The sequence below is a fragment of the Streptomyces kryoterrae genome (genome assembly GCF_054072135.1).
In genome coordinates, this window is the sequence record NZ_CM133358.1 from 9,498,292 (window position 1) to 9,521,823 (window position 23,532).

19 protein-coding genes are annotated in these 23,532 nt (G+C 70.6%); 10 read left to right on the forward strand and 9 right to left on the reverse strand.

What is annotated here, in order from left to right; genetic code table 11:
• Positions 1 to 9: 9 nt before the first annotated feature.
• Positions 10 to 2,436, reverse strand: coding sequence for a penicillin acylase family protein (locus tag ACW4TU_RS42495; protein WP_457422456.1), 2,427 nt, complete (start codon positions 2,434 to 2,436; stop codon positions 10 to 12).
• A 112-nt stretch (positions 2,437 to 2,548) separates the two neighbouring features.
• Between ACW4TU_RS42495 and ACW4TU_RS42500 the strand changes: the two genes are divergently transcribed.
• The gene (locus ACW4TU_RS42500) at positions 2,549 to 4,048 is read left to right on the forward strand and encodes an acyl-CoA synthetase (protein ID WP_457422458.1); all 1,500 of its coding nucleotides are present in this window, start codon (positions 2,549 to 2,551) and stop codon (positions 4,046 to 4,048) included.
• Between the two features lie 3 nt (positions 4,049 to 4,051).
• Here ACW4TU_RS42500 and ACW4TU_RS42505 read toward each other — a convergent pair whose 3' ends face one another.
• From ACW4TU_RS42505 to ACW4TU_RS42520, 4 genes are all read right to left on the reverse strand, one after another.
• Positions 4,052 to 4,624 carry a cysteine hydrolase family protein gene (locus tag ACW4TU_RS42505; RefSeq protein WP_457422460.1) on the reverse strand — a complete coding sequence of 191 codons (573 nt, stop codon included), beginning with the start codon at positions 4,622 to 4,624 and terminating at the stop codon, positions 4,052 to 4,054.
• 106 nt (positions 4,625 to 4,730) lie between these two features.
• The gene (locus ACW4TU_RS42510) at positions 4,731 to 4,892 is read right to left on the reverse strand and encodes an acyl-CoA synthetase family protein (protein WP_457422462.1); all 162 of its coding nucleotides are present in this window, start codon (positions 4,890 to 4,892) and stop codon (positions 4,731 to 4,733) included.
• 28 nt (positions 4,893 to 4,920) lie between these two features.
• Complete coding sequence (locus ACW4TU_RS42515) at positions 4,921 to 6,945, reverse strand: alkaline phosphatase family protein (RefSeq protein ID WP_457422464.1); 2,025 nt, start codon at positions 6,943 to 6,945, stop codon at positions 4,921 to 4,923.
• A gap of 173 nt (positions 6,946 to 7,118) precedes the next feature.
• Positions 7,119 to 8,738 (reverse strand): acyl-CoA synthetase, encoded by a 1,620-nt coding sequence (locus ACW4TU_RS42520; protein ID WP_457422466.1) that lies wholly within the window; start codon positions 8,736 to 8,738, stop codon positions 7,119 to 7,121.
• A gap of 194 nt (positions 8,739 to 8,932) precedes the next feature.
• Here ACW4TU_RS42520 and ACW4TU_RS42525 point away from each other — a divergent pair, with 194 nt between their 5' ends.
• The 7 genes from ACW4TU_RS42525 (at position 8,933) to ACW4TU_RS42555 (ending at position 14,761) form a co-directional block, all read left to right on the forward strand.
• Positions 8,933 to 9,733: a crotonase/enoyl-CoA hydratase family protein gene (locus tag ACW4TU_RS42525; protein ID WP_457422468.1), complete on the forward strand. Its 801-nt coding sequence runs from the start codon at positions 8,933 to 8,935 to the stop codon at positions 9,731 to 9,733.
• Positions 9,734 to 9,977: 244 nt separating this feature from the next.
• Positions 9,978 to 10,925, forward strand: coding sequence for a Zn-ribbon domain-containing OB-fold protein (locus ACW4TU_RS42530; RefSeq protein ID WP_457422470.1), 948 nt, complete (start codon positions 9,978 to 9,980; stop codon positions 10,923 to 10,925).
• A complete protein-coding gene (locus tag ACW4TU_RS42535; protein ID WP_457422472.1) occupies positions 10,922 to 11,980 on the forward strand; it encodes a thiolase domain-containing protein in 1,059 nt (352 codons plus the stop codon). Before ACW4TU_RS42530 ends, ACW4TU_RS42535 begins: the two co-directional genes overlap by 4 nt.
• On the forward strand, positions 11,970 to 13,136 hold the full coding sequence (locus ACW4TU_RS42540; protein WP_457422474.1) for a thiolase domain-containing protein: 1,167 nt from the start codon (positions 11,970 to 11,972) through the stop codon (positions 13,134 to 13,136). Before ACW4TU_RS42535 ends, ACW4TU_RS42540 begins: the two co-directional genes overlap by 11 nt.
• A gap of 83 nt (positions 13,137 to 13,219) precedes the next feature.
• Positions 13,220 to 13,462, forward strand: a complete 243-nt coding sequence (locus ACW4TU_RS42545; protein ID WP_055523791.1) for a DUF397 domain-containing protein — start codon at positions 13,220 to 13,222, stop codon at positions 13,460 to 13,462.
• A gap of 121 nt (positions 13,463 to 13,583) precedes the next feature.
• On the forward strand, positions 13,584 to 14,195 hold the full coding sequence (locus ACW4TU_RS42550) for a CGNR zinc finger domain-containing protein (RefSeq protein ID WP_457422476.1): 612 nt from the start codon (positions 13,584 to 13,586) through the stop codon (positions 14,193 to 14,195).
• Between the two features lie 65 nt (positions 14,196 to 14,260).
• The gene (locus ACW4TU_RS42555; protein ID WP_457422478.1) at positions 14,261 to 14,761 is read left to right on the forward strand and encodes a hypothetical protein; all 501 of its coding nucleotides are present in this window, start codon (positions 14,261 to 14,263) and stop codon (positions 14,759 to 14,761) included.
• Positions 14,762 to 14,791: 30 nt separating this feature from the next.
• On the opposite strand, the gene ACW4TU_RS42560 is transcribed toward ACW4TU_RS42555, so the two are convergent.
• Positions 14,792 to 16,774, reverse strand: coding sequence for an N-acetylmuramoyl-L-alanine amidase (locus tag ACW4TU_RS42560; protein WP_457422480.1), 1,983 nt, complete (start codon positions 16,772 to 16,774; stop codon positions 14,792 to 14,794).
• Positions 16,775 to 16,997: 223 nt separating this feature from the next.
• Positions 16,998 to 18,143, reverse strand: a complete 1,146-nt coding sequence (locus ACW4TU_RS42565; RefSeq protein ID WP_457422482.1) for an aminoglycoside phosphotransferase family protein — start codon at positions 18,141 to 18,143, stop codon at positions 16,998 to 17,000.
• Positions 18,144 to 18,376: 233 nt separating this feature from the next.
• Here ACW4TU_RS42565 and ACW4TU_RS42570 point away from each other — a divergent pair, with 233 nt between their 5' ends.
• Entirely contained in the window at positions 18,377 to 19,873 is a 1,497-nt protein-coding gene (locus tag ACW4TU_RS42570; protein WP_457422484.1) for a DNA-binding protein NsdB, read from the forward strand.
• Between the two features lie 53 nt (positions 19,874 to 19,926).
• Here the strand turns inward: ACW4TU_RS42570 and ACW4TU_RS42575 are convergent, their stop codons facing one another.
• The gene (locus ACW4TU_RS42575) at positions 19,927 to 21,366 is read right to left on the reverse strand and encodes a PP2C family protein-serine/threonine phosphatase (RefSeq protein WP_457422486.1); all 1,440 of its coding nucleotides are present in this window, start codon (positions 21,364 to 21,366) and stop codon (positions 19,927 to 19,929) included.
• A gap of 485 nt (positions 21,367 to 21,851) precedes the next feature.
• Between ACW4TU_RS42575 and ACW4TU_RS42580 the strand changes: the two genes are divergently transcribed.
• Positions 21,852 to 22,292 carry an SsgA family sporulation/cell division regulator gene (locus ACW4TU_RS42580; protein WP_457422488.1) on the forward strand — a complete coding sequence of 147 codons (441 nt, stop codon included), beginning with the start codon at positions 21,852 to 21,854 and terminating at the stop codon, positions 22,290 to 22,292.
• A 46-nt stretch (positions 22,293 to 22,338) separates the two neighbouring features.
• Here ACW4TU_RS42580 and ACW4TU_RS42585 read toward each other — a convergent pair whose 3' ends face one another.
• Positions 22,339 to 23,436, reverse strand: coding sequence for a baeRF3 domain-containing protein (locus tag ACW4TU_RS42585; RefSeq protein ID WP_457422490.1), 1,098 nt, complete (start codon positions 23,434 to 23,436; stop codon positions 22,339 to 22,341).
• Positions 23,437 to 23,532 lie beyond the last annotated feature (96 nt).

Consider the following 23,532-nt stretch of genomic DNA (forward strand, 5'->3'; position numbering starts at 1 on the left):
ACAGCTCCGTCAGCCGTGCACCCGGATCACCCGCAGCCCGGGCGACGACAGGATGTCCTTCTCGCAGAACCTCGCCCTGACCCACTTCTCGGCCGAGAACAGCCGCGTCTGGTCCGCGAAGTGCGGCGAGTTCGGATTCGACGACTGGGAGTACGTCAGCAGCGTGCGGGCCACCGGGCAGCGGCTGCCGTCCCAGCCCACGGCCTGGATGTGGCTGGACCCGAACGCGTTGTCCCGGTAGCCGCCGTTCACGGTGTCCCACACGGGCTCGATCTTGTTCCACACGCCCAGGGACTCCGTGCCGCCGCCGACCGGCAGGCGCTGACCCTTCCGTACGACGTACTGGTGGTCCCCGAGCCGGGCGTCCAGCGGGATGCCCGCCGCGCGCAGCTCCGTCACCGCGTCGGCGAGGGCCTTGGCGAAGCCCGGCGCGTCCGTGTTGAGCGTGTTGGGGGTGCCGACCGGGTCCGCCGCCGAGAACGGCACCTTCCAGCGCTGCGCGGACGGCACGGCGCCCAGCAGCTTCCGCCAGAACCGGTCGAAGAGCAGTGCACCCCGGCTGTCGCTGTTCATGGTGCGGTCCCAGGACGCCAGCACACCGCACGCCTGACTGACGTCGACTGCCGTACCGGCGGAGCCTGTTGCCGTACCGCCCGGCAGGGCCGCGCACGCGCGGGCCGCGTCGCCGGCGGCCAGCGCGCCCGACGTCGAACGGTTCGCGAACTGCTGCTCCTGGAGATCCGCGACCGTCAGGTTGCCCTTCGCGGCCAGCGCCGCCACATCGGCGACAGCACCCCGGGTACGCGGTGAGGCGGCTGTGCGCACCGGACCGAAGATCCGCTCGTACCCGGTGATCGGCTTGTCGAGGTTCGTCAGCCACGCACTGTCGTTGGAGTTCTCGACGTACGGCGTGTCCTTCAGTGTCGGCATCCGTGCGGGCCCGAAGATCCCGGGCACCACGGCGTCCGGGTCGTCGCCGATGGCGCATTCGGCGCGTGAGCCGTCGAGGACCGCGACCCCCGCCGCCGGATAGAGGACCTTGCCGAGCGGCGTCGAGCAGGCCGCGGCCAACTCGTCGGTGATCCGGGGGAGTACCTGCGACTGGGCGAACAGGGAGTGCCCCGAGGAGTCGGCGGCGACGGTGTTCACCCAGGGTATGCCCTGGTGCCTGTCGAGGGAGTTGAGGACGTCGGCGGTACCGCGTGCCTTGCTGAAGCCGAGCGAGGTGTCGTAGAAGCGCATGTTCGCCGCGTTCGGGTCGCCCAGCGCGAACGCGGTTGTCGTGGTCCAGGGCAACGGGAGATCGCCGCCGGGGGAGAGGACGACGGGGCCGTACCGGGTCCACCATTGCGTGCGGGTCACCGGCGTGCCGTCCTTCACCGGGACGGTCACCGACCGGCGTGTCATCCGCTCCGGCTTGCCGTCGACCAGGTAGGTCGTCGGGTCGGCGGGGTCCAGCTTCAGCTGGTGCAGGCTGAGCGGCACCCCGGTGGCGACGGTGTGGCTCCACGCCACGTTCGCGTTGTACCCGATCGAGATCGTCGGTGAGCCGAGCAACGAACCGCCCGCGACGTTCAGTTCACCCGGGATCGTCTGCTGGGACTGCCAGAACCGGCGTCCGCCCTGCCACGGGTAGTGCGGGTTGCCGAGCAGCAGGCCGCGGCCGCCCGCGGTCGTACTGCCGTTGAACGCCACGGCGTTGGAGCCCATGTCGGAGAGGTCGAACAACTCGCGCGCACCCTTGGCGGCGGCCGAGGCGTTCGGGAGCGCCGACTTCGCGGCCGTGGTGGACGCGGCCGGCGGCTGCGCGGCGGTGATCGCGTCCACGAGGCCGCCCTGTCCGCCGAGCACCGCGAGGGCGTAGGCGCGGGTGGCCACGTCGACACCCGTCACGGGCCGGACCCAGGCGGCGCCCGCGCAGGCCGGGTCCTTGACCCGGTGCTGCTTCAGCCAGGCGTTGTAGCCCGCCGCCCAGCCGTTCATCAGGTCCTTGACGGCCCTGCTCGGGCCCTGTGGCGCCGGCTGGGCGATCAGTCGCTCGACCGTGCCGGTGTCGCGCACTCCACGGAAGTACAGGTCGCTGGAGAGGTTGTCGGAGGCGTCGGAGAGCGAGAAGTCGGTCTCGGCGGCGGGCCCGAACCAGCGTGAGCGGTCGCCCCGCAGGGTCACGAAACCGTCGGCGAGCACACACACCTGGTCGGCGGCCTGTGCCCAGCCGCTGCCGAAGCCGAGGTTCGCGTAGTCCTTCGCGACGATGTGCGGGATGCCGTACTCGGTGTAGCGGATCACGGCGGACAGACCACCGTGGGAGGGATGTTGCTGTGATGCCTGTGATGCCTGCGGTTGCCTGCTCTGCGCCGTGGCGGCGGGCAGTGCTGTCGTGGCGGTGAGTAATGCGGCGGCCGTGACGACGAGCCGTCTCAAGCGGGTGCGCATCGTGTCTCCCAACGTCATTGAGGGAAGAAGCGGTTGAGCGTACCAACGGGTATGTTCCCCGGCCCCCTCCGGTGCTTGACCTTGTTCGGTGCCGGAACGAGGATCATGAGCTATGACGCAGCAATACGGGAGCACGGTTGACGGGGTGCTGCGGCGCAGCGCCCAGCGCGTTCCGGCGCGGACGGCGGTCGAGTACCGCGAGCGGGTCTGGACGTACCAGGAACTCGACGAGGCCGTCTCCCGTGCGGCGGGTGTTCTGCGTGCCGAGGGCCTGGCCCCCGGCGACCGGGTCGGCGCCTACGGCCACAACTCGGACGCCTATCTGATCGCCTTCCTCGCCTGCGCCCGTGCCGGACTCGTGCACGTCCCCGTCAACCAGAACCTGACCGGCGACGACCTCACCTACATCGTGGACCAGTCAGGCAGCACCCTCGTCCTGGCCGACCCGGACCTCGCCGCCCGCCTACCCGACGGCGTACGGACCCTGGCGCTGCGCGACGCCGACGGCTCACTGCTCGCCCGGCTGGCCGACACCGCGCCCTACGACGGTCCCGAGTCGCGCACCGAGGACCTGGTGCAGCTGCTGTACACGTCCGGGACCACCGCGCTGCCCAAGGGCGCGATGATGACCCACCGCTCCCTGGTGCACGAGTACCTGAGCGCGATCGCCGCCCTCGACCTGAGCCCCGGTGACCGGCCCGTGCACTCGCTGCCCCTCTACCACTCGGCGCAGATGCATGTGTTCCTGCTGCCGTATCTCGCGGTCGGCGCCCCGAACGTCATCCTCGACGCACCGGACGGCGACGTGATCCTCGACCTCGTCGAGGCCGGCCGGGCGGACAGCCTGTTCGCGCCGCCGACCGTGTGGATCGGCCTCGCGAACCGCCCCGACTTCGCGACCCGCGATCTGAGCGGACTGCGCAAGGCGTACTACGGGGCGTCGATCATGCCGGTCCCCGTCCTGGAGCGGCTGCGCGAACGACTCCCGAAACTCGCCTTCTACAACTGCTTCGGCCAGAGCGAGATCGGCCCTCTCTCCATGGTTCTCGGGCCCTACGAGCACAAGGGCCGGCTGGACTCCTGCGGGCGCCCGGTGCTGTTCGTGGACGCGCGGGTGGTCGACGAGGACGGCGAGGAGGTGGCCGACGGCACGGCCGGCGAGGTCGTCTACCGGTCCCCGCAGCTGTGCGAGGGCTACTGGGACAAGCCCGAGGAGACGACCGCCGCCTTCCGCGACGGCTGGTTCCACTCCGGTGACCTGGTCGTCCGGGACGCCGACGGTTTCTACACCGTCGTCGACCGGGTGAAGGACGTCATCAACTCCGGTGGCGTACTGATCGCCTCACGGCAGGTCGAGGACGCCCTGTACACCCACGAGGCGGTCGCCGAGGCGGCCGTCGTCGGCCTTCCCGACGAGCGCTGGATCGAGGCGGTCACGGCGGTCGTCGTCCCGCGCGGTGAGGTGACGGAGGCCGAACTCATCGCCCACGCCCGCGAGAAGCTCGCCCACTTCAAGGCGCCGAAGAGGGTCCTGTTCGTGGACGAGCTGCCGCGCAACGCGAGCGGCAAGATCCTCAAGCGGGAGCTGCGGGACCGTTTCGCGGGTTCCTGACCGTCAGTCCTCGTCGCCGGCGGCGGCGGTGAAGGTCGCCTCCGAGGTACTGATCGTCCCGGCAGCGCGCCCGGGGGCGGTCTGGAACTGCCAGTAGAGGTTGGTGTGCGCGATCACCTCGGCCGGCGTCGGAGCGCCGTACTGCGTGAGGTCCTCCGTTGTGTGGGCGTCGCCGACGAGCGTCACGTCGTATCCGCGAACGATGCCGCCGTGCAGGGTCGAGCGGATGCACGCGTCGGTCTGGGCGCCCGTGACGACCAGCCGGCCGACCCCGCGCTCGGCGAGGACGTCCTCCAGTTCGGTGGCCTCGAAGGAGTCGCCGTACTTCTTGTGGACGAGGGGCTCGGTGTCGCGGCGGACCAGCTCCGGCACGTACTCCCAGCTTTCGCTGCCCGTCTTCAGCTCGTCGCTGGAGTGCTGCACCCAGACCACGGGAACGTCCTCCGCGCGAGCCTTGTCGACGAGGGTGTTGATGTTCGCGATCACCTCGTCGCGGTTGTGGGAGCTGTCCACCACGCCGTTCTGTACGTCGATGACGAGCAGCGCGCTGTTCGGGCGGTCGGGCAGGGTCGTCATGGGAACCTCTTCGTCTCCTCGGCGCGGATACCGATCTCGCCACCCACACTAGAACCGACCACTGACAACGGCGCCTGACCTGGCAGTTTCCGTGCCAGGCCAGGTCTCAGCGCGACCTCAGGTCCACCACCCGCCCGATCCTCCCCACCGACCGCTCCAGCGCCCGGGGCTCGACGATCCCACGCATCCCGGGCGCCCGAATGGTGACCGTGGACGCCGTGCACCTGGTCCACGAGAAGTGGCCGGAGGAGTTTCCGGTGGTCGTCAAGCCGTTCCCTGGTCCGGTGCGGACGGCGCTACTTCTTCTCCGGCCCGTACGCCGTCATGAAGCGGTCCCGGAACTTGTCCATGGTCCACTCCGGGGCGTTGGCCGCGGGCTTGAGTCCGTCCGTCCAGCCCCAGTCGGCGACGCGGTCCAGCACCTTCGGGTCGCGGGCGACGATCGTGACCGGCACGTCCCTGCTGGTGCTGCCCCCGGTGACCGTCGGGACGGGCTGGTGGTCGCCGAGGAAGACGAGGACGGTGTTGTCGTCGCCGTAGCGCTGGACCCACTGGGTCAGGCTGTCCAGGGAGTACTGGACGGCCTTGCGGTACTCGGTCCGCACGCGCTTGGCGCTCTTCCAGACCTCCGTGGGGTTCGTGCCCTCCTTCTTGATCTTGTAGAAGACCGAACCGTCCCCGAGGTCCTTCCAGTCGATCATGTGGGCGATGGGGGACCAGGGGTTGTGGCTGGAGGCCAGGATGATCTCCGCCATGATCGGGTCGCGGTCCTTCTTTCCGTGTTCCAGCTTCTGGAAGGCCTCCAGGCTGAACTGGTCCGGCACCGGTGTCCAGCTGAAGTACGGACCCTGGTAGCCGAGGTGCGTGGAGTCGTAGATGTGGTCGAGGCCGAAGTACGTCCCCTCGGGCCAGGACTTCCGGACCCCGGGGACGATGCCGACCGTGCGCCAGGCTCCGGTTTTCTGGAAGTAGCTGGTGAGGGTGGCGCGGTCACTGGTGGTCACGGTCCGGTACCGCTGCTGGTTCTTGATCCACAGGCCGGACAGGAACGTCGTGTGGGCGAGCCAGCTGCCGGCGCCCGTCACGGGTGAGGTGAGCCAGCCGCTGCGCGCCGCGAAGCCGGCCGACTTGAGCCTGGCGTCGCCCTCCTTGAGTGTCGCGTCGATCTCCGGTGCCATCGCCGGATCGTCTATCGCCACCCGGCCGTAGCTCTCGACGAAGGTGAACAGCACGTCCTTGCCGCGCAGTCCGGTCAGCAGCTGGTCGGACGGGGTGTGGGCGAAGGCGTCGACCCTGAGCTGCTTGTCGAAGACCTCGGCGTCCCCGAGGCCGTCGCGGACGTACTGCACACGGTTGGTCAGGTACTGGCTGTAGCCCTTGGTGGCGATCGTCACACCGCCTGACTGCACGCCCATGGTGAAGCAGACGATCCACGCGGTGCCGAGGGCCAGCGTGCCGCGCACGGCCACGGGGCGGTGCCGGGCCATCAGGTCGGCCAGCCGCACCACCGCCAGCGCGCTCACCACGAGAACGGCGATCAGCAGGACGATCACGCCGATCACCGCGAGCACCTCACCCGAGCGACCGAGCGAGTCCTTCAGGAAGTCCGCCGCGTCGTTCAGCAGAACCCAGTCGAAGACCAGGTCGAACGGGCGGGCCAGGGTCTGGTAGAAGCCCATGTCGAGACACTTCAGGACGGTGGACAGCCCGAGGAACGCCCCCAGGACGACGGCCGTGATCCGCCGTGCCCTCGACGGCAGTACGAGCAGCACAGCCGCGAGGAAGATCGCCTCGACAGGCAGGCGGAGGAACGACTCGAGGGTGATCCGGTCCAGGCGGTTGGGTATGAGGAGCACGCCGAGCACCAGCGCACCGGCCAGGACACTCGTGCCCACCCGCACGGCACGTGCGGCGCGGGGGAAACGACGGCGCCAGCCGAACCAGCCGGAGCGGGCGGAAGAGGAGGCGGCGGCGCTGCTCGGGTCGGGTTCGTCGGTGGACGTGGAATCGGAGGCCGCCGCGTCGGCGGATGCGTCGCCGGCGGAAGCCGTGCGGGGGACGGCGGCCTGGTCGGGCGCCTTCCCGTCCTCCGCGCCGTCGGCCGACTCCTCCACCGCGGAGTGGGCGCCCGGCTCGTCCGCCTCCGCGGTCGTCGCCGGCCCGGTCGCTTCGTCCGTCGTGCCGGCCGAATCCACGTCCGCCGGGGCGCCGGGCTCGGTGTCGTTCACCGCGGGAGCGGTCGAGGCCTCCTCGGCTGTGGGCCCGTCCGGCGCGTCCGCGTCCGTATCCGGCAGTTGACGAGGGGGCGTGTGGTGCGACACCCGTGGGTCCTTCCGTGCGAAGCTGCTGATGGCACGGCGGCCCGGGCCCGCAGGGCAGGGCCGCCAACCTCGCGTACGGCCCTGCGTCACCCTCCGTTCAAACCGGGTCAACCGCGCGCACAGAGTACGCCCGTCGTCCCCGGCCGACCCACCGGCGGGTCACGGCCTCCCGCCTACCGGTCCGCCCCGACCGCCACCTCCTGGGCCCACCGGTAGTCCGCCTTGCCGCTGGGTGACCGCTGTATCGTCTCGGTGATCACCAGCTGCCGAGGGATCTTGTAACCGGCCAGATGCGTACGGCAGTAGGACTGGACGTCCGCCAGCGAGGGCCGTGGCGCCCCCTTCCGCAACTGCACCACCGCCGCCACATGGTTTCCCCACCTCGGGTCCGGGACGCCGGCCACGAGCGCGTCGTACACGTCAGGATGGGACTTGAGCGCCTGCTCGACCTCCTCCGGATACACCTTCTCGCCGCCGGTGTTGATGCACTGCGAGCCCCGGCCGAGGACGGTGACGACGCCCTCCTCGTCGACCGTCGCCATGTCACCGAGCAGCACCCACCGCTCGCCTTCCCGCTCGAAGAAGGTGTCCGCCGTCTTCCGCGGGTCGTTGAAGTAGCCGAGCGGTACGTGGCCGCACTGGGCGATCCGGCCCACCTCGCCCGCCGGCACCGGCTCGTGGGTGGCCGGATCCACCACCTGGGTGCGGGAGTTGACGCGGATCCGGAAACCGCGCCCGGGGCCCGAGTCCGGGGTCGCCGTGCCGTTGAAGCCGGACTCCGACGACCCGAAGTTGTTGAGCAGCATGACTTTCGGGACCAGGGCCTGGAACTCGGCGCGCACCGTCTCCGACATGATCGCGCCGGACGACGAGACGCTGAACAGGGCTGAGCAGTCCGTGCCCTTCATGGGCCCGTTGAGGGCGTCGATCAGTGGACGCAGCATCGCGTCGCCCACCAGGGACACGCTGGTGACCTTCTCCTTCTCGATCGTGCGCAGCACGTCCTCGGCGGTGAACTTACGGTGGATCACCACCCGTTGGCCGAAGTTGAAGCCGATGAAGGCGGTGAGGGTCGAGGTGCCGTGCATCAGCGGGGGAGTGGGGAAGAAGGTGATCCCCTCGCCGCCGGCCGCGACCCGCTCGGCCAGCTCCTGCGGGGACTTGACCGGCTCGCCGGTGGGGGCGCCACCGCCCAGTCCCGCGAAGAACAGGTCCTCCTGGCGCCACATCACGCCCTTGGGCATGCCGGTGGTGCCGCCGGTGTAGATGATGAACTGGTCGTCGCCCGAGCGGGCCGGGAAGCCCCGCTCCGGGGACCCGGCGGCCTCCGCCTCGGTGAAGGGCACAGCCCCCAACTCGGGTGAGTCCGCTGCCGGTTCGCCCACGCGGATCAGGTGCCGCAAGGCTGCGGCCTTGGGCTGTGCCGCCGCCACCCGCTCCGTGAACTCCGCGTCGAAGACCAGGGCGGCGAGGGCTGCGTCCCGGTAGAGGTACACCAACTCCTCTTCCACATAGCGGTAGTTGACGTTGACCGGCACGATCCGCGCCTTCAGGCACCCCAGCACCGTCTGGAGGTACTCGACCCCGTTGTAGAGATGCAGGCCCAGATGCTCGCCGGGGCGTATCCCGCTGTCGATCAGATGATGGGCGACCCGGTTGGCGGCGGCGTCCAGCTCCGCGTAGGTCAGGCGGCGTTCCGCGCCCGTACCGGGATGGTCGAGGTACACGAGTGCCGCACGATCCGGCACCACGTCCACGACCGACTCGAACAGGTCGGCAAGGTTGTACTCCACCGCTCCTCCTGACCCTGGGCATCCCTGGCGGTTGTCGGCTCGCCGTCATCAGAGCAAAGGGCGCGGCAACTGTGAAGGGGCGGCGCCGAAGAAATCTGACTACCTGTCAGAAAACCCTTGAAGTGCTTCCTCCGCTCCTGCAACCTGTTCTCGTTCTTTCACCTGTTCTCGTTCTTTCAGAGGGGAGATGGGCGATGGGTGGCACGGAACACCTGACCGTTCGGCGTGAGAACGCCACACTGGTGCTCACACTCAACCGGCCGGAAGCCAAGAACGCGCTCTCGCTGCCGATGCTCGTCGGTCTGTACGACGGCTGGGTCGAGGCGGACGAGGACGACGCCGTCCGCTCGATCGTGCTCACCGGGGCGGGGGGCGCCTTCTGCGCCGGGATGGACCTGAAGGCCCTGGCCGGGAGTGGTCTGGAGGGGGAGGAGTACCGCCACCGGCTCAAGGCCGACCCGGATCTGCACTGGAAGGCGATGCTGCGCCACCACCGACCCCGCAAACCGGTGATCGCCGCGATCGAGGGGTACTGCGTCGCCGGCGGGACCGAGATCATCCAGGGCACCGACATCCGGGTCGCGGGCGAGTCGGCGACCTTCGGACTCTTCGAGGTCAAACGCGGCCTCTTCCCGATCGGCGGCTCCACGGTCCGCCTCCAACGGCAGATCCCGCGCACCCACGCCCTGGAGATGCTGCTCACCGGGCGCCCGTACAGCGCCCAGGAGGCCGCCGCCATCGGCCTGATCGGACACGTCGTGCCCGACGGGACCGCCCTGGACAAGGCCCTGGAGATCGCCGAACGCGTCAACGCCTGCGGCCCGCTCGCCGTGGAGGCCGTCAAGGCCTCGGTCTACGAGACCGCCGAGTTGACCGAGACCGAGGGTCTCGCCGCCGAACTCAAGCGCGGCTGGCCCGTCTTCGACACCGCCGACGCCAAGGAAGGCACCCGTGCCTTCGCCGAGAAGCGCCCACCCGTCTACCGGCGGGCCTAGGGCCTGTCCGGCAGATCATGCCGCAGACGCGGGTCTTGGCACGCCCGTCTGCGGCGTTGTCGTCACTCTCCCCCACTCTCGACTTCGCTCGATCGGGGGGACCCCCATCGCTCCGCGTCGACTCCCTCCTCCGCCTTGCAGCCAGACGCGCCAAGACCCGCTCACCTGTGTCGATAACGCACCGTTGATTCCCTGCGGCCTGATCCGCCGGACAGGCCCTGACCCCGCGAAGGAGTAATCCAGGATGACCACCGAAGTCCTCAAAGCCCCCCTGGTCGTCGAATTCCCCTTCACCCGTTCCCTGGGCCCCGTCCAGAGCGCCTTCCTGACCGGCCTGCGCGAACAGGTCGTCCTCGGTGTCCGCGCCGCCGACGGTCGCATCCTCGTACCGCCCGTCGAGTACGACCCGGTGACCGCCGACGAGATACGCGACCTCGTGCAGGTCGCCCCCACCGGCACCGTCACCACCTGGGCCTGGAACCACGTCCCGCGTCGTGGCCAGCCCCTGGACACGCCCTTCGCCTGGGTCCTGGTCCGGCTCGACGGCGCCGACACGGCCCTGCTGCACGCGCTCGACGCACCCGGCCCCGACGCCGTGCACACCGGGATGCGGGTCCGCGTCCGTTGGGCGGCGGAACGCTCCGGCGCGATCACGGACATCGCCTGCTTCGAACCGTACGACGGCGCGAGCGGCGATGAAGTCGCCGACCACGACGGCCAGTTCGAATCCATGGTGACCGGCATCGTCGCCCAGGCCCGTCTCGACTACACCTACTCGCCCGGCCGGGCCCAGACCGCCTACATCAACGCCCTCGCCGACCGGCGGATCGTCGGCGAGCGCTGCCCGTCCTGCCGGAAGGTGTACGTCCCGCCCAGGGGCGCGTGTCCCACCTGCGGTGTCGCCACGGCCGAGCAGGTCGAGGTGGGCCCCGGGGGCACGGTCACCACCTTCTGCATCGTCAACATCAAGGCGCGCAACCTCGACATCGAAGTGCCCTACGTCTACGCGCACATCGCCCTCGACGGCGCCGACCTCGCCCTGCACGGCCGGATCGGGGGGATCCCCTACGACCAGGTCCGCATGGGGCTGCGGGTGGAGCCGGTGTGGACGGAAGGGGGCCGCTACCCCGACCACTACCGGCCCACCGGCGAACCCGACGCGGACTACGAGACGTTCAAGGAGTCCCTGTGACACGCGATATCGCCGTCGTCGCCTTCGCACAGACCGATCACCGGCGCACCAGTGACGAGGTCTCCGAAGTCGAGATGCTCATGCCCGTGCTGCACGAGGTGCTCGACCGGACCGGGCTGAAGACCAGCGACATCGGCTTCACCTGCTCCGGCTCGTCCGACTACCTGGCCGGCCGCGCCTTCTCCTTCACCCTGGCGCTCGACGGCGTGGGCGCCTGGCCGCCGATCTCCGAGTCGCACGTGGAGATGGACGGGGCGTGGGCGCTGTACGAGGCGTGGACCAAACTGCTGACGGGTGACGTCGACACGGCACTCGTGTACGCGTACGGAAAATCCTCGCCGGGCCCGGTGCGTGACGTCCTGACCCGGCAGCTCGATCCGTACTACGTGGCTCCCCTGTGGCCGGACTCCGTGGCGCTCGCCGCACTCCAGGCGCAGGCACTCATCGACGCGGGTGACACCGACGAGCCGGCGCTCGCCGCCGTCGCCGCCCGCAGCCGGGCGGACGCCCAGACCAACTCCCATGCCCAGCTGCGGGGTTCGGTGCCACACGGGGAGTACGTCGTGCATCCGCTGCGTACCGGAGACTGTCCGCCGATCGGCGACGGGGCCGCCGCCGTGATCCTCGCGGCCGGTGACCGCGCCCGGGAACTGTGCGAGCGGCCCGCCTGGATCCGGGGCATCGACCACCGCATCGAGGCACACTCGCTCGGCGTCCGCGAGCTGACCGACTCACCGTCGACGCGGCTCGCCGCAGAGAAGGCCGGCGCCTTCGAACGGCCCGTCGACACCGCCGAGTTGCACGCACCGTTCACCTCCCAGGAGGTGGTCCTCAGGAAGGCCCTTCGGCTGGGTGACCACGTCCGCGTGAACCCGTCCGGCGGTGCCCTCGCCGCCAACCCGATCATGGCCGCCGGCCTCGTCCGTATCGGCGAGGCCGCCGCTCGTATCCACCGGGGCGAGTCCGACCGGGCCCTCGCCCACGCCACCTCCGGGCCCTGTCTCCAACAGAACCTGGTCGCCGTACTCGAAGGGGAGCCCCGTCATGCCCAGTGAGCCAGTGGCGGTCGTCGGAATCGGCCAGACCAGGCATGTCGCCGCCCGTCGGGACGTATCCATGGCCGGTTTGGTGCGGGAGGCGGCCCAACGGGCCCTCGAGGACGCCGAGTTGACGTGGGCCGACATTGACGCCGTCGTCATCGGCAAGGCGCCCGACTTCTTCGAGGGCGTCATGATGCCCGAGCTGTATCTCGCCGACGCACTCGGCGCGGTCGGCAAACCGATGCTGCGCGTCCACACGGCAGGCTCGGTCGGCGGGTCCACGGCCCTCGTCGCCACCAACCTCGTCAGGTCCCGCGTCCACGCCACCGTCCTCACCCTGGCCTACGAGAAACAGTCCGAGTCGAACGCCATGTGGGGACTGTCCCTGCCGATCCCCTTCCAGCAGCCGCTGCTGGCCGGCGCCGGCGGCTTCTTCGCCCCGCACGTCCGCGCGTACATGCGACGCAGCGGCGCCCCCGACACCGTCGGCTCGCTGGTCGCGTACAAGGACCGGCGCAACGCGCTCAAGAATCCGTACGCGCATCTGCACGAGCACGACATCACGCTGGAGAAGGTCCAGGCCTCGCCCATGCTGTGGGACCCGATCCGCTACTCCGAGACCTGCCCCTCCTCCGACGGCGCCGTCGCGATGGTCCTCACCGACCGCGCCGGAGCCGCCCGCTCACCGCGCCCGCCCGCCTGGCTGCACGGCGGCGCGATGCGCAGCGAACCCACGCTCTTCGCGGGCAAGGACGCCGTGTCACCGAAGGCGGGCCAGGACTGCGCTGCCGACGTGTACCGGCAGGCCGGGATCGCCGACCCGCGCCGGGACATCGACGCCGTGGAGATGTACGTCCCCTTCTCCTGGTACGAACCCATGTGGCTGGAGAACCTCGGCTTCGCCGCCGAGGGCGAGGGCTGGAAACTCACCGAGGCCGGGGTCACCGAACTCGACGGCGACCTGCCCGTCAACATGTCGGGCGGCGTTCTGTCGAGCAATCCGATCGGCGCCTCGGGCATGATCCGCTTCGCGGAAGCAGCCCTTCAGGTGCGCGGGCTGGCCGGAGAACACCAGGTGGACGGGGCCCGCAGGGTTCTCGGGCACGCTTACGGAGGCGGCTCCCAGTTCTTTTCCATGTGGCTCGTCGGCAGCGAACCGCCCACCTCCTGAAGCGTCCCCCTCACGTGGCCTGTCGGCAGCAGGAACCGATGGCTAGGCTGACGGCGGACGACGTAACCGGGAGGAGCACGGACGTGGCCGAGAGCACGATCCAGGAGCACCCGCTCGCGGGCTGGGACAAGCCGGAGCTGGACCTCAGCAACGCCGACTGGCAGTCCAGCAGCAGTGGGCGGGGGGATGTCCAGATCGCCTTTGTCGAGGGGTTCATCGCGATGCGCAACAGTGGCCGCCCGCACAGCCCTTCCCTGATTTTCACGCCCGCGGAATGGGGCGCGTTCGTGTCGGGGGCACGGGAAGGGGAGTTCGACCTGACCTGAGACCGCGTTCCGACCCGAGACCGCGTTGACCTTGAGACGAAGCCGCGACAGGGGCTGCCCCGCGAACGACAGGGCTGCCCCTGCGGTGCTAATGGATGCCCCGGCACTTAGCATTAGCCTCATGCGGGACCTGATCACCAGCGACATCACCGGCGACGCGCGGCTCGCCCTCGACCTCGCTCTCACCGTCCGCCACGACGGGGAGGGCGGCATCGCCGACGACCTCACCGACACCGCCGGCCTCACCACCTGGGTACGCGCCCACCGCGACACCCTGCCCGGCACGGACGGCTTCGTCGCCGACGAGGCCGAGCTGACCGCCGTACGAGAGCTGCGTGCCGCCGTGCGGACCCTCTTCGCCCGCGCGGTGCGGCCCGGGGAACCGAGCCCGGTGGACGCGGCACGGCTGCTGCCCCTGGCCGAGGCGCTGCGCCGGCTCAACGACGCTGCCGCCCGTACGCCCACCGTCCCCGTGCTCGACTGGGCCGACGACGCCGAACCCGTCGTACGTCACCAGGGCGTACGAGGTGAGGGGGAGGTCGTGGCCGTGCTCGCGCGGGCCGTCGTCGCCTTTCTCGCCGGTGCGGACCGGGAACGGCTGCGGGCCTGCCACGGGCCGCGCTGTGTGCGCTACTTCCTCAAGGAACATCCGCGTCAGGAGTGGTGCAGACCGGCCTGCGGCAACCGGGCCCGCGTCGCCCGCCACCACCAGCGGCACAAGCAGGCGGGTTAGCGGTACGGCGTACTTGTGCGGCGCCCGCGGGACCGGCGGTTCGGCCGAGCCCGTACCATGGCCCTATGTCGTTCCTCCGCCGCCGCAGCGCCACTCCCGCCGGCCCCGACTTCGATGTTCTGGCCATGGATCCGGGCGACTGGCCCGGCAATCTCGGCGCGGGCCTGCTGCCCGCCCCCGATGGCAGCTGCCAGGGCGTGTTCCTGCGCTACGACCTGTTCGGCGGCCGAGGCCCCGCGATGGTCATCGGCAACCTGCCCGAAGGCTCTCCGGCGCGCGACGTCGCCGAGGACGAGGTCCCGTTCGAGGTGGCCCAGCTGTTGGTGGCCCTGGAGAACGAGGAGGAGGTCACCGTCGTCGGCACCGAGGACATGCCGGTGATGCAGGGCGACAACCTCCTGATCGTGCGCCGCCTCAAGCTCTCCGAGAGCCGGATCGCCTGCGTGCAGTTCGACCGCAGCGACAACGTCCTGGTGACCATCGCCGCCTGGGACCGTCCGATCACCGACGACCTGTACGCCCTGCTGAAGCCGCTGCCCGCGGAGCTCTTCCAGACGACGACCTGAAATGACGCCCCCACCGCTGTCGGCGATGGCTCAGGACAGCGTGAGCCGTACGTCCGCCGCCCGGACGAACGCCACCCGGTGGCCGAACTGGATCTCGTAGTACTGATCCTTGCCGACCACGACCCGGTGCGAGGCCGTGTCGAACGTGACGGCGTAGTAGTACTCGCCCGGCACCTTCTCCCCGGCCACGTACTTCTGGCCCGCGGGCAGCTTGTACGGCAGTGGCGAGACCGCCTGGGCGGGCACGCCCGCCGGATAGGCCGAGGCCTCCGGGTACGCCCTCCCGTACACCGGGATCTCCGTCAGACCGTCCTTCGGTGTCACGACCGCGCCGACGGCACTCACCGCTGTCGGGTTGGTGGCCGGGTTCTGGAACCAGGCCTTCTGGCCCAGGTACCAGATCGCCGTCCAGTCGCCCCGGCGCTCGGCGACGGCGTACTGCTGGCCGGTGGACGCCCGCGACCCGATGTCGTTGACGCCGATCGACGAGGTGCCGTCGCCCGAGGGATGCGTCCCGATGTCCTTGACGAGCGCCGACGCGGTGTCCGGCTGCGAGTACAGCCGCACCTCGCTCGACCCGTGCGCCGCGCACGCCTGACCCGACGTGACACAGCCCGTGTACGTCGGCCGGTTCGACGCGTAGTCCGGCCGGATCGTCACCACTGAGCTGTCGCCCCGCACCTGGGCCGTGCGCGCGAAGGGGCGGCCCAGCAGCGTGAAGTAGTGCTGCCAGTCCCAGTAGGGGCCCGGGTCGGTGTGCATACCGGAAACCGTCGAGGTGGTCGGACCGGGTACGTTGTCGTGGCCGAGGATGTGCTGCCGGTCCAGCGGAATGCCGTACTTGGCGGCCAGGTACTTCACCAGGCGGGCCGACGTCCGGTACATAGCCTCCGTGTACCAGGCGTCCGGGTTCGCCAGGAACCCCTCGTGCTCCAGCCCGATCGACTTGGCGTTGATGTACCAGTTGCCCGCGTGCCAGGCCACGTCCTTCGCCTTCACATGCTGCGCGATGTGCCCGTCCGTGGAGCGCAGCGTGTAGTTCCAGGACACATAGGTCGGGTCCTGGACCATGTTCAGTACGCCTTCCCAGGCGCCCTCGGTGTCATGGACGACGATGTACCGGATGCTCTGGGCGGCCGGCCGGTTGCCCAGGTCGTGGTTGCCGTAGTCGCCCTCGCCGAACTCCTCGTACGGCGCCGGAATCCACTCGCAGGACACCGTCACCGGGCACTCGGTGCCCGCCGCGGACCCCTTCCGCAGCCCGGTCCGCTTCAACTGGGCCGTGTCGGGAGCCAGTTCGGGGCGTGCGGCGAGGGCGACCAGTTGCCCCTCGTCGGTCGTGCGCTCCTCGCCGGTGCGCAGCACGTCGTACACGTCAGCGGCGTACGCCGCCGCCGTCACGGTGTCGTCGGCGCCGGAGAAACGGGCCACCGCTCCGTACCAGTCCGCCGGGTCGGCGCTCAGCGGCTCGGCCAGGTCCCGCTGGGCGGCGGCCAACAGCGCCGCGCCGCCGGCCACGTTCGCGGCGGGGTCGGTGCGGAGCTGCTGCGCGGGCAGGCCGGTCAGCTCGGCCGCTTTCGTCAACGTCCGCAGACGGGAGGGGAGTTCGGCCTGTGTCGGCACCTCGGTGGTGGGGTGCAGGGCCGGCCGGGCGCTGTCGCCGCGCGCGTCCTCCGCGCCCTCGCTGTGGTGCGGGGCGTCGGCGAGGGCGGTACGGGCGTCCGTGAGGTGCATCGGGCCGTAGCCACCGGTGACGCTGGGCGCCCCGGCGTGTGTGTCCCAGCGGGACTGGAGGTAGGAGACGGCGAGCAGGAGACTCTGCGGCACGTGATACTCGTCCGACGCCGAGGCGAAGGCGCGCTGCAGGCGGGTGGCCGAGGCGCCGCTGTCGGCAGGGGCCGCGCCGAGCAGCGGCAGCAGCAGGGTCGCCGAGGCGAGCGCACCGGCGGTTCTGCGCAGGCGTCTGTGTCCGGGATCGGTGGGGCGGGCGGTGGCGGTGGCGTGTCCTCGCAATGCGGCCTCCGTGGTCGGGCGGAACGTGGGGGGAGCGGCGGACGTGCGGAGCCGTCGAGCACATTAGTGGCTCGGCTGCCCGACGGTCCGTCAATCATGCCCGGAGAACGGAGACTTCCCATGTCAATAGCGGTGCGGCAACTTTCGTGGCGACCTGTGCCCAGGCATGGCGAAGGCCCGCGCTGCGCCGCTGTTCAGGCGCATCGCGGGCCCACGTCCCCCGTCAGCGAGTGCCGACCGCCGCGCGCACGGCCCGTCGGGCCAGCTGGCAGTCGTCGTGCAGCCGCCTCAGCAGCAGCCGCTGTTCCTCGCCCGACGGCACGGCACCCGGCTGAGCCGGTCCCGCTGCCGCCGGGGTCGGCTCGTGCATCGAACGCTGCACAGCCAGTTCGTACGTACGGATCTCGCGCGTCAGTACCAGCATCAGGTTCACCAGGAAGGCGTCCCGTGCCATCGGTCCCGCCGCCTGTGCGAGCTGGCTGATCTGTCGCCGGGCCACCGGCGCGTCACCGAGCACGGCCCACAGCGTCGCCAGGTCGTACCCCGGCAGGTACCAGCCCGCGTGCTCCCAGTCCACCAGCACTGGACCGGCCGGTGAGAGGAGGATGTTGGACAGGAGTGCGTCGCCGTGGCAGAACTGGCCCATTCCCTGGCGGCCCGCCGAGTGCGCGATGCCGTGCACCAGCTTCTGGAGGTCGCCCATGTCCCGGTCGGTGAGCAGCCCCAGCTCGTGGTACCGGGCGATACGTGCCGCGTAGTCCAGCGGGGCGTCGAACGTGCCGGCCGGCGGACGCCAGGCGTTGAGCCGGCAGATCGCGCTGAGGGCCGCCCTGATGTCCGCTCGCGGCGGCGCCTCGGCCGGGTGCCTCTGCAGGGCCGCGGCCCGGCCCGGCATCCGCTCGATGACCAGCGTGCAGTTGTCCGGGTCCGCCGCGATCAGCCGGGGCACCCGCACCGGAGGACGGTGCCGCACGAACGAACGGTACGCGGCTATTTCGTGCCGGATGCGCTCGGCCCACGCGGGCGACTGGTCCAGTAAACACTTCGCGACGGCCGTGCTGCGCCCTGTCGTCCCGACCAGGAGCACGGAGCGTCCGCTGCGGCGCAGCACCTGTACCGGGGCGAACTCCGGGCAGATCCGGTGCACCGAGGCGATGGCCGTGCGCAGTTGGGCGCCCTGGGGTCCGGACAGGTCGAGTCTGCCGCTGAGCGGCTGGGTGCCGATCCCCGGGAGCCGTCGTGCCCGGCCGGCACCGGCACCGAGCACGGGGGCCCCTGGACGCGCGGGGTCGAGATAGGGGCCGCTGCCACCCGGGCGGGGGTGCAGGAGCCGTGGAGGGGCGGACACGGAGGACGATGCTGCGTACATGGGAGAAACAGATCCCTTCGTGTGCCGGCGACGGTCATGCGCTACCCGGCCCGGCCTCCCAGGTGCACCCTGGGGAGTGTTCCTCGGTGACCGGGTCGGGGTGGCGCGTTCCTACCTGACACCCGTCGACCAGTGGCACACCATCTGGCGAACCCTGGCGAACCCTGGCGAATAGTCGCTCAGCAACTGACAGACGGTTACTGTCAACTCAGCCGAGAACCTGGGGGCTTGACGTGAGCGGACAACCCAACACTCGTCTGACGGACCTGTTCGGCCTGGCCGGCTGGTCCAAGGGCGAACTCGCGCGGCTGGTCAACCGGCAGGCGGCGGCCATGGGCCACCCCCAGCTGGCGACCGACACCTCGCGGGTGCGTCGGTGGATCGACACGGGAGAGATCCCGCGAGATCCGGTGCCACGCGTACTGGCTGCCCTGTTCACCGAGCGTCTCGGCCGTGTCGTGACCATAGAGGACTTAGGTCTGGTCCGGCACGGGCGTGTGGGGAAACGGCCGGGCGCCGGGAGTGCTGAAGCTCCCGACGGTGTGCCGTGGGCGCCCGAACGGACTGCCGCGGTCCTCACCGAATTCACGGGAATGGACCTCATGCTCAACCGACGCGGCTTGGTGGGTGCGGGCGTCGCGCTCACCGCAGGCTCCGCACTCAGCAGTGCCATGTACGACTGGCTGCACACCGACCCGACTCTCTCCGCCGACGCACCCGACCTCGACGATCCCCTGCACGCCGACCCCGCCGGTTTCGACCGGTACGAGGCCGCGCCCATCGGGTGGCAGGAGATCGAGGAACTGGAACGCGCCGTCGAGGTGTTCAGGGCCTGGGACGCCGCCCGCGGCGGCGGGCTCCAGCGCAAGGCAGTGGTGGGTCAGCTCAACGAGGTGGGCGGCATGCTCGCCTACCGACATCCCGAACCCCTTCAGCGGCGCCTGTGGGGCGTCGCCGCCAACCTCGCCGTCCTCGCCGGCTGGATGTCGCACGACGTCGGCCTGGAACCCACGGCCCAGAAGTACTTCGTCATCGCCGCCCACGCGGCCCGGGAGGGCGGCGACCGGCCGCGTGCCGGGGAGGCGCTCTCCCGGGCGGCTCGCCAGATGGTGCACCTGGGCCGGCCCGACGACGCGCTCGACCTCATGAAGCTCGCCAACTCCGGCTCGGGCGAGGAGACCCTGCCCCGCACCCAGGCCATGCTGTACACCGTCGAGGCCTGGGCACAGGCGTCGATGGGGCGCGGTCAGGCCATGCGCCGAACCCTCGGGCAGGCGGAGGACCTCTTCGTCTCCGACAAGGGCGATGTACCGCCGCCGAGCTGGATGCAGATGTTCAAGGCGGAGGACCTGTACGGCATGCAGGCGCTGGCCTACCGCACCCTGGCCGAGCACGAACCGGCAGCGGCCGTGCAGGCCCAGTACTACGCGGAGAAGGCCCTGGAGCTGCGGGTCGACGGCCGTCAGCGGTCGAAGATCTTCGACTTCCTGTCCATGGCCTCCGCGTGCTTCATCGCGGACGACCCCGAACAGGCCGCCGGATACGCGCGGTTGGCCCTGGTGTCGATGGGCTCGAACTCGTCCCACCGCACCTGGGACCGGCTGCGCGAGATGTACCGGCTCACCGCCGAGTACTCCAGCTTTCCGAAGATCAACGAACTCCGCGAGGAGATCAAACTGTCGCTGCCGAAGCAGGTGAGGGGCGGAAGCGGCAACAACACACGGGTATAGGCCGCCCTGCGGGGCCTGGTCCTGACTCTGTCACGGGGCCTTGGCCCTGGCTGTTACGGGGCCACCCTGGCGATCAGTACGCAGGCGTCGTCCTCGCGCTCGGCCTCGCCGAACTCCTCCACCACCGCCCGTACACACTCCTGCGCGGTCCGCGCCTCGCCGAAGCGCGGGGCCAGTTCGAGCAGGCGTTGTGCGGCGGCGGTGCCTTCCCGGCGTCCGGGCACCAGTCCGTCGGTGTGCAGGAGGAGTACGTCGCCGGGTTCGAGGGTCTCCTCGGCCTGTCCGTAGACGGCGCCCGAGGTCGCGCCGAGCAGGACGCCGTCCGGTGGGTTCAGCACGCGTCCCGTCCCGTCGCGGAACAGCAACGGGGCGGGGTGTCCTGCCTGGGCCCAGGTGAGGGTGCGGGACTCGGGCCGGTAGCGGCAGCAGACCGCGCTGCCCAGGGCCGGCTGGACGGACGCGTCGAGCAACTGGTTGAGCCAGGTCATGAGTTGACCCGGCTGGGTGCCCGCGACGGCCATGCCGCGCAGCGCGCCCAGCAGCATCGCCATGCCCGAGGTCACGGTCACCCCGTGGCCGGTGAGGTCGCCGACGCTCAACAGCGTGTCGCCGTCGGCCAGTTCGAGCGCGTCGTACCAGTCGCCGCCGATCAGCGCGCTCGTCGAGGAGGGGAGGTAGTGGGCGGCCAGATCCAGAGCCTGCGGTCCCTGGCGCGGGAGCCGCAGGGAGCCGCGCCACGGCGGCAGCACAGCCTCCTGCAGCTCGACCGCGAGCCGGCGCTCGGACTGCGCGTGGTGCCGGTGACGCTGCAACGAGTCATGGGTCTCGCTCACCGTCCGCTGGCTGCGGCGCAGTTCACTGACGTCCCGCAGCACGGCCCACATGGAGGCGGTGCTGCCGTCGGCGTCGAGCACGGGCTCACCCATCATGTGCACGGTGCGTACGCCGCCGTCGGGACGCAGGATGCGGAACTCGCCGTCGATGGGCTTGGCGTCGATGAGGCAGTCCGTGACCATCCTGGTGAGCCTGGGCCGGTCCTCGTCGAGGACCAGGGAGGGCAGCTCGTCGAGGGTGAGCGGGTCCGCGGCAGGGTCCCGGCCGAGGATCTGGAACAGCTCGCCGGACCAACTGGCCTCGTCGGTAAGGAGATTCCACTCCGCGCTGCCGACCCGGCTGAGGAGCGAGCCGCGCCGGGGAGCGCTCGGCGCGGCTCGGGCGGCGGAGACCGCCTCCGCGACGGGAGCCTCGGGGAGGCGCTGCGGGCCGTCCCGCAACTGGGCCAGGTGTTCGTCGAGGTCACTGAGCTGATGCAGCGCCAGTTCGTACAGGGCGCGCTGCCAGCGTCCCTCGGGGTCCGAACCGTCGGCAGGTGCGTCCCGTCGTACGGCGTCCACGTCACCCTTGAGCTGTCGGGTCTGCGTGATGAGCGCCTCGACCGAGCCGCGCGCGGGCGGCTGGGCGGCTGGGCGGTCCGCGGAGAGATGGGGCGGCATGACGCACTCCGATGAAGGGACGGTTCGACCAAGGCTTACGGAAGGACCGGTTACGACTGTTGCACAGCCTGCGACGCCCTGTAAGGGATTTGGCAACACACGAGACGGTGATGCTTCTGGCATATGCCACAGTCTTCTTGGGCGGATTTCCTGATGCGAGAACGGTACGCGTCCGGTGTGTCAAGTCGTAGACGGGGTACGCGACTTGGTGGAGCGATGGAGATGAGTGGCAACTCATTCACGCGCGCGTTCGACGGCCATTTGTGCGATGCGTGGGGATGTGTTGCCGGGGCGCATCGTCAGGTTGCCCCCGAATCGCCCAGCGGCCCGTGATCCTTACGGAAAACCGCGCGCCTTAGTGATGCAGCTCACATTAAAAGCTACGGATTCCGCGTAATCGGAGAGGCCATTTCGGGGTCGTAACACCACGTCGGCACAACGCGTCGGCATCACCATCGTCGGCCCGAACCGGAGCGGAGACTGCCATGGATGTCACCCTCGAACAGCCTGCGCGTGCACGCCTGATCGCCTCGGAGGAGCAGGAGCTCCCCGTGCACGCCACGCTCCGCTACGCCTCGACGGATCCGCTGGCCGTGCACATCGACTTCCCGGCCGAGGTCGCCCTGGACGGCGAGGGGGTGAGCTGGACCTTCGCCCGGAGCCTGCTGGAGGAAGGGGTACGGCGGCCCGCCGGGGGCGGTGACGTCCACATCTGGCCGTGCGGCCCCGCACACACGGTCCTGGAACTCCACTCCCCGCACGGCCTGGCCCTGCTCCAGTTCGGGACACCGGCCCTGCGCCGGTTCCTGCTCCGTACGTTCGCCGTCGTGGCGGCCGGGAGGGAAGACCTCGGTGACGCCGTCGACCGCGGCCTGGCCGACCTCCTCGGCGCCCCTTCGGCGGGGAGCGAGGGCAGGGAGCAGTGAGGGTACTGCGTGGAAACCGGGCGTGTGGGGGGCGGTGGCGCGGCGGTCAGTAGCGCAGCACGCCGGCGATCCCCGTCGCCTCGGCCAGCGTCCCGTCCGGTACGAAGCGGACCTCCGCCCCGGTGCTCAGGCACCGCTCCACGATCTCGTCCACGATGTCCTCGCGGGCGTCGAGGTCACCGCTCCCGGCGGGCACGAGATGGTCGCCGCCGTCGTCCCGCACCGTCACGCGGTAGTTCTCCTCGACGACGAGCAGCCGGATGCGTCCCTCGGCGGCGCTCTGCCGCACCTCGTCCACGCCGGCGGCGAACTCCCGTCGGCCACGCGCGGTTTCGAGGTCCTTGTGGACCGCGTCGGCCTGTACCCGCTGCCGGTCCGTGACCAGGGGGCGGACGGCCTGCCACACCGTCTCGGCACGGGCGTGCCCGAGGCCGCCGTGCGGGACGTGCGTCGCGTCCCTGGCGGCGGTGCCGACCTCGGCGAGAGCGGCCAGGGCCGCCGCTTCACCGGTCACGTACAGCGGGCGCGGGTGCGAGCGCAGTACGCCGCCCAGCGCGAGGTCCGCATCCCGCAGGAACCGGCGCGTGTGCTCGTCCCGGAAGGTGCTCGGCAGATCACCGACGCGCTCCTGACGCTCGGCGTCCGGGTCCTCCAGGCTCCGGCTCAGCGGAAAGCCGCCGGTGTTCTCCTCGACGACGCGGTCCGTGCGGCCGTTCCACAGGGAGACACGGTCGGCGGCGACCGCCAGCACCCAGAACGCCTGTTCGGCGGCCTGTGCGGAGACCAGGTTCCGGGTCAGGAAGGTGTCGGAGAGCATCACACGCTCGGGCACCGGCCGGTCCAGGGACCACACCTGGTGCTCCCCGGGCGCCGCGAAGATCACCAGACCGTCCGCGGCGTGGGCGAGGTCCACCTCGGCGAGGGCCCGGTCGAGCTGGCCGGCGACGTCGACGCGCCGCTCGCGGGTGACGGCCGGATCGGCCTCCAGCCGCTTCTTGGCCTCGGCCACGGCGTTGCGCAGCCGGACCGGATCCTGTGCGTTGTCGGGTTCGCGGCGGTGGGTCGGCGTCAGTACGGAGACCGCGGGGTAGGGACGCGGGCGCCGCAGTTCGGTGAGCGTGGCAGGACTGAGGGCTTGCTCCATATGTGCACGATAGGCCGGATTCGGGCGTCAGGCATTCGGAGTAATCGGGGGAAGCGGACAGCGGGGTGCGGAGGAGCGCAGGAGGTTAAGCCCGGC

Bases quoted from the DNA above. Each gene is read 5' to 3' on its own strand.
- ACW4TU_RS42495 (WP_457422456.1), bottom strand. From the start codon at position 2,436: ATGCGCACCCGCTTGAGACGGCTCGTCGTCACGGCCGCCGCATTACTC.
- ACW4TU_RS42500 (WP_457422458.1), top strand. From the start codon at position 2,549: ATGACGCAGCAATACGGGAGCACGGTTGACGGGGTGCTGCGGCGCAGC.
- ACW4TU_RS42505 (WP_457422460.1), bottom strand. From the start codon at position 4,624: ATGACGACCCTGCCCGACCGCCCGAACAGCGCGCTGCTCGTCATCGAC.
- ACW4TU_RS42525 (WP_457422468.1), top strand. From the start codon at position 8,933: ATGGGTGGCACGGAACACCTGACCGTTCGGCGTGAGAACGCCACACTG.
- ACW4TU_RS42530 (WP_457422470.1), top strand. From the start codon at position 9,978: ATGACCACCGAAGTCCTCAAAGCCCCCCTGGTCGTCGAATTCCCCTTC.
- ACW4TU_RS42540 (WP_457422474.1), top strand. From the start codon at position 11,970: ATGCCCAGTGAGCCAGTGGCGGTCGTCGGAATCGGCCAGACCAGGCAT.
- ACW4TU_RS42550 (WP_457422476.1), top strand. From the start codon at position 13,584: ATGCGGGACCTGATCACCAGCGACATCACCGGCGACGCGCGGCTCGCC.
- ACW4TU_RS42555 (WP_457422478.1), top strand. From the start codon at position 14,261: ATGTCGTTCCTCCGCCGCCGCAGCGCCACTCCCGCCGGCCCCGACTTC.
- ACW4TU_RS42565 (WP_457422482.1), bottom strand. From the start codon at position 18,143: ATGTACGCAGCATCGTCCTCCGTGTCCGCCCCTCCACGGCTCCTGCAC.
- ACW4TU_RS42575 (WP_457422486.1), bottom strand. From the start codon at position 21,366: ATGCCGCCCCATCTCTCCGCGGACCGCCCAGCCGCCCAGCCGCCCGCG.
- ACW4TU_RS42580 (WP_457422488.1), top strand. From the start codon at position 21,852: ATGGATGTCACCCTCGAACAGCCTGCGCGTGCACGCCTGATCGCCTCG.
- ACW4TU_RS42585 (WP_457422490.1), bottom strand. From the start codon at position 23,436: ATGGAGCAAGCCCTCAGTCCTGCCACGCTCACCGAACTGCGGCGCCCG.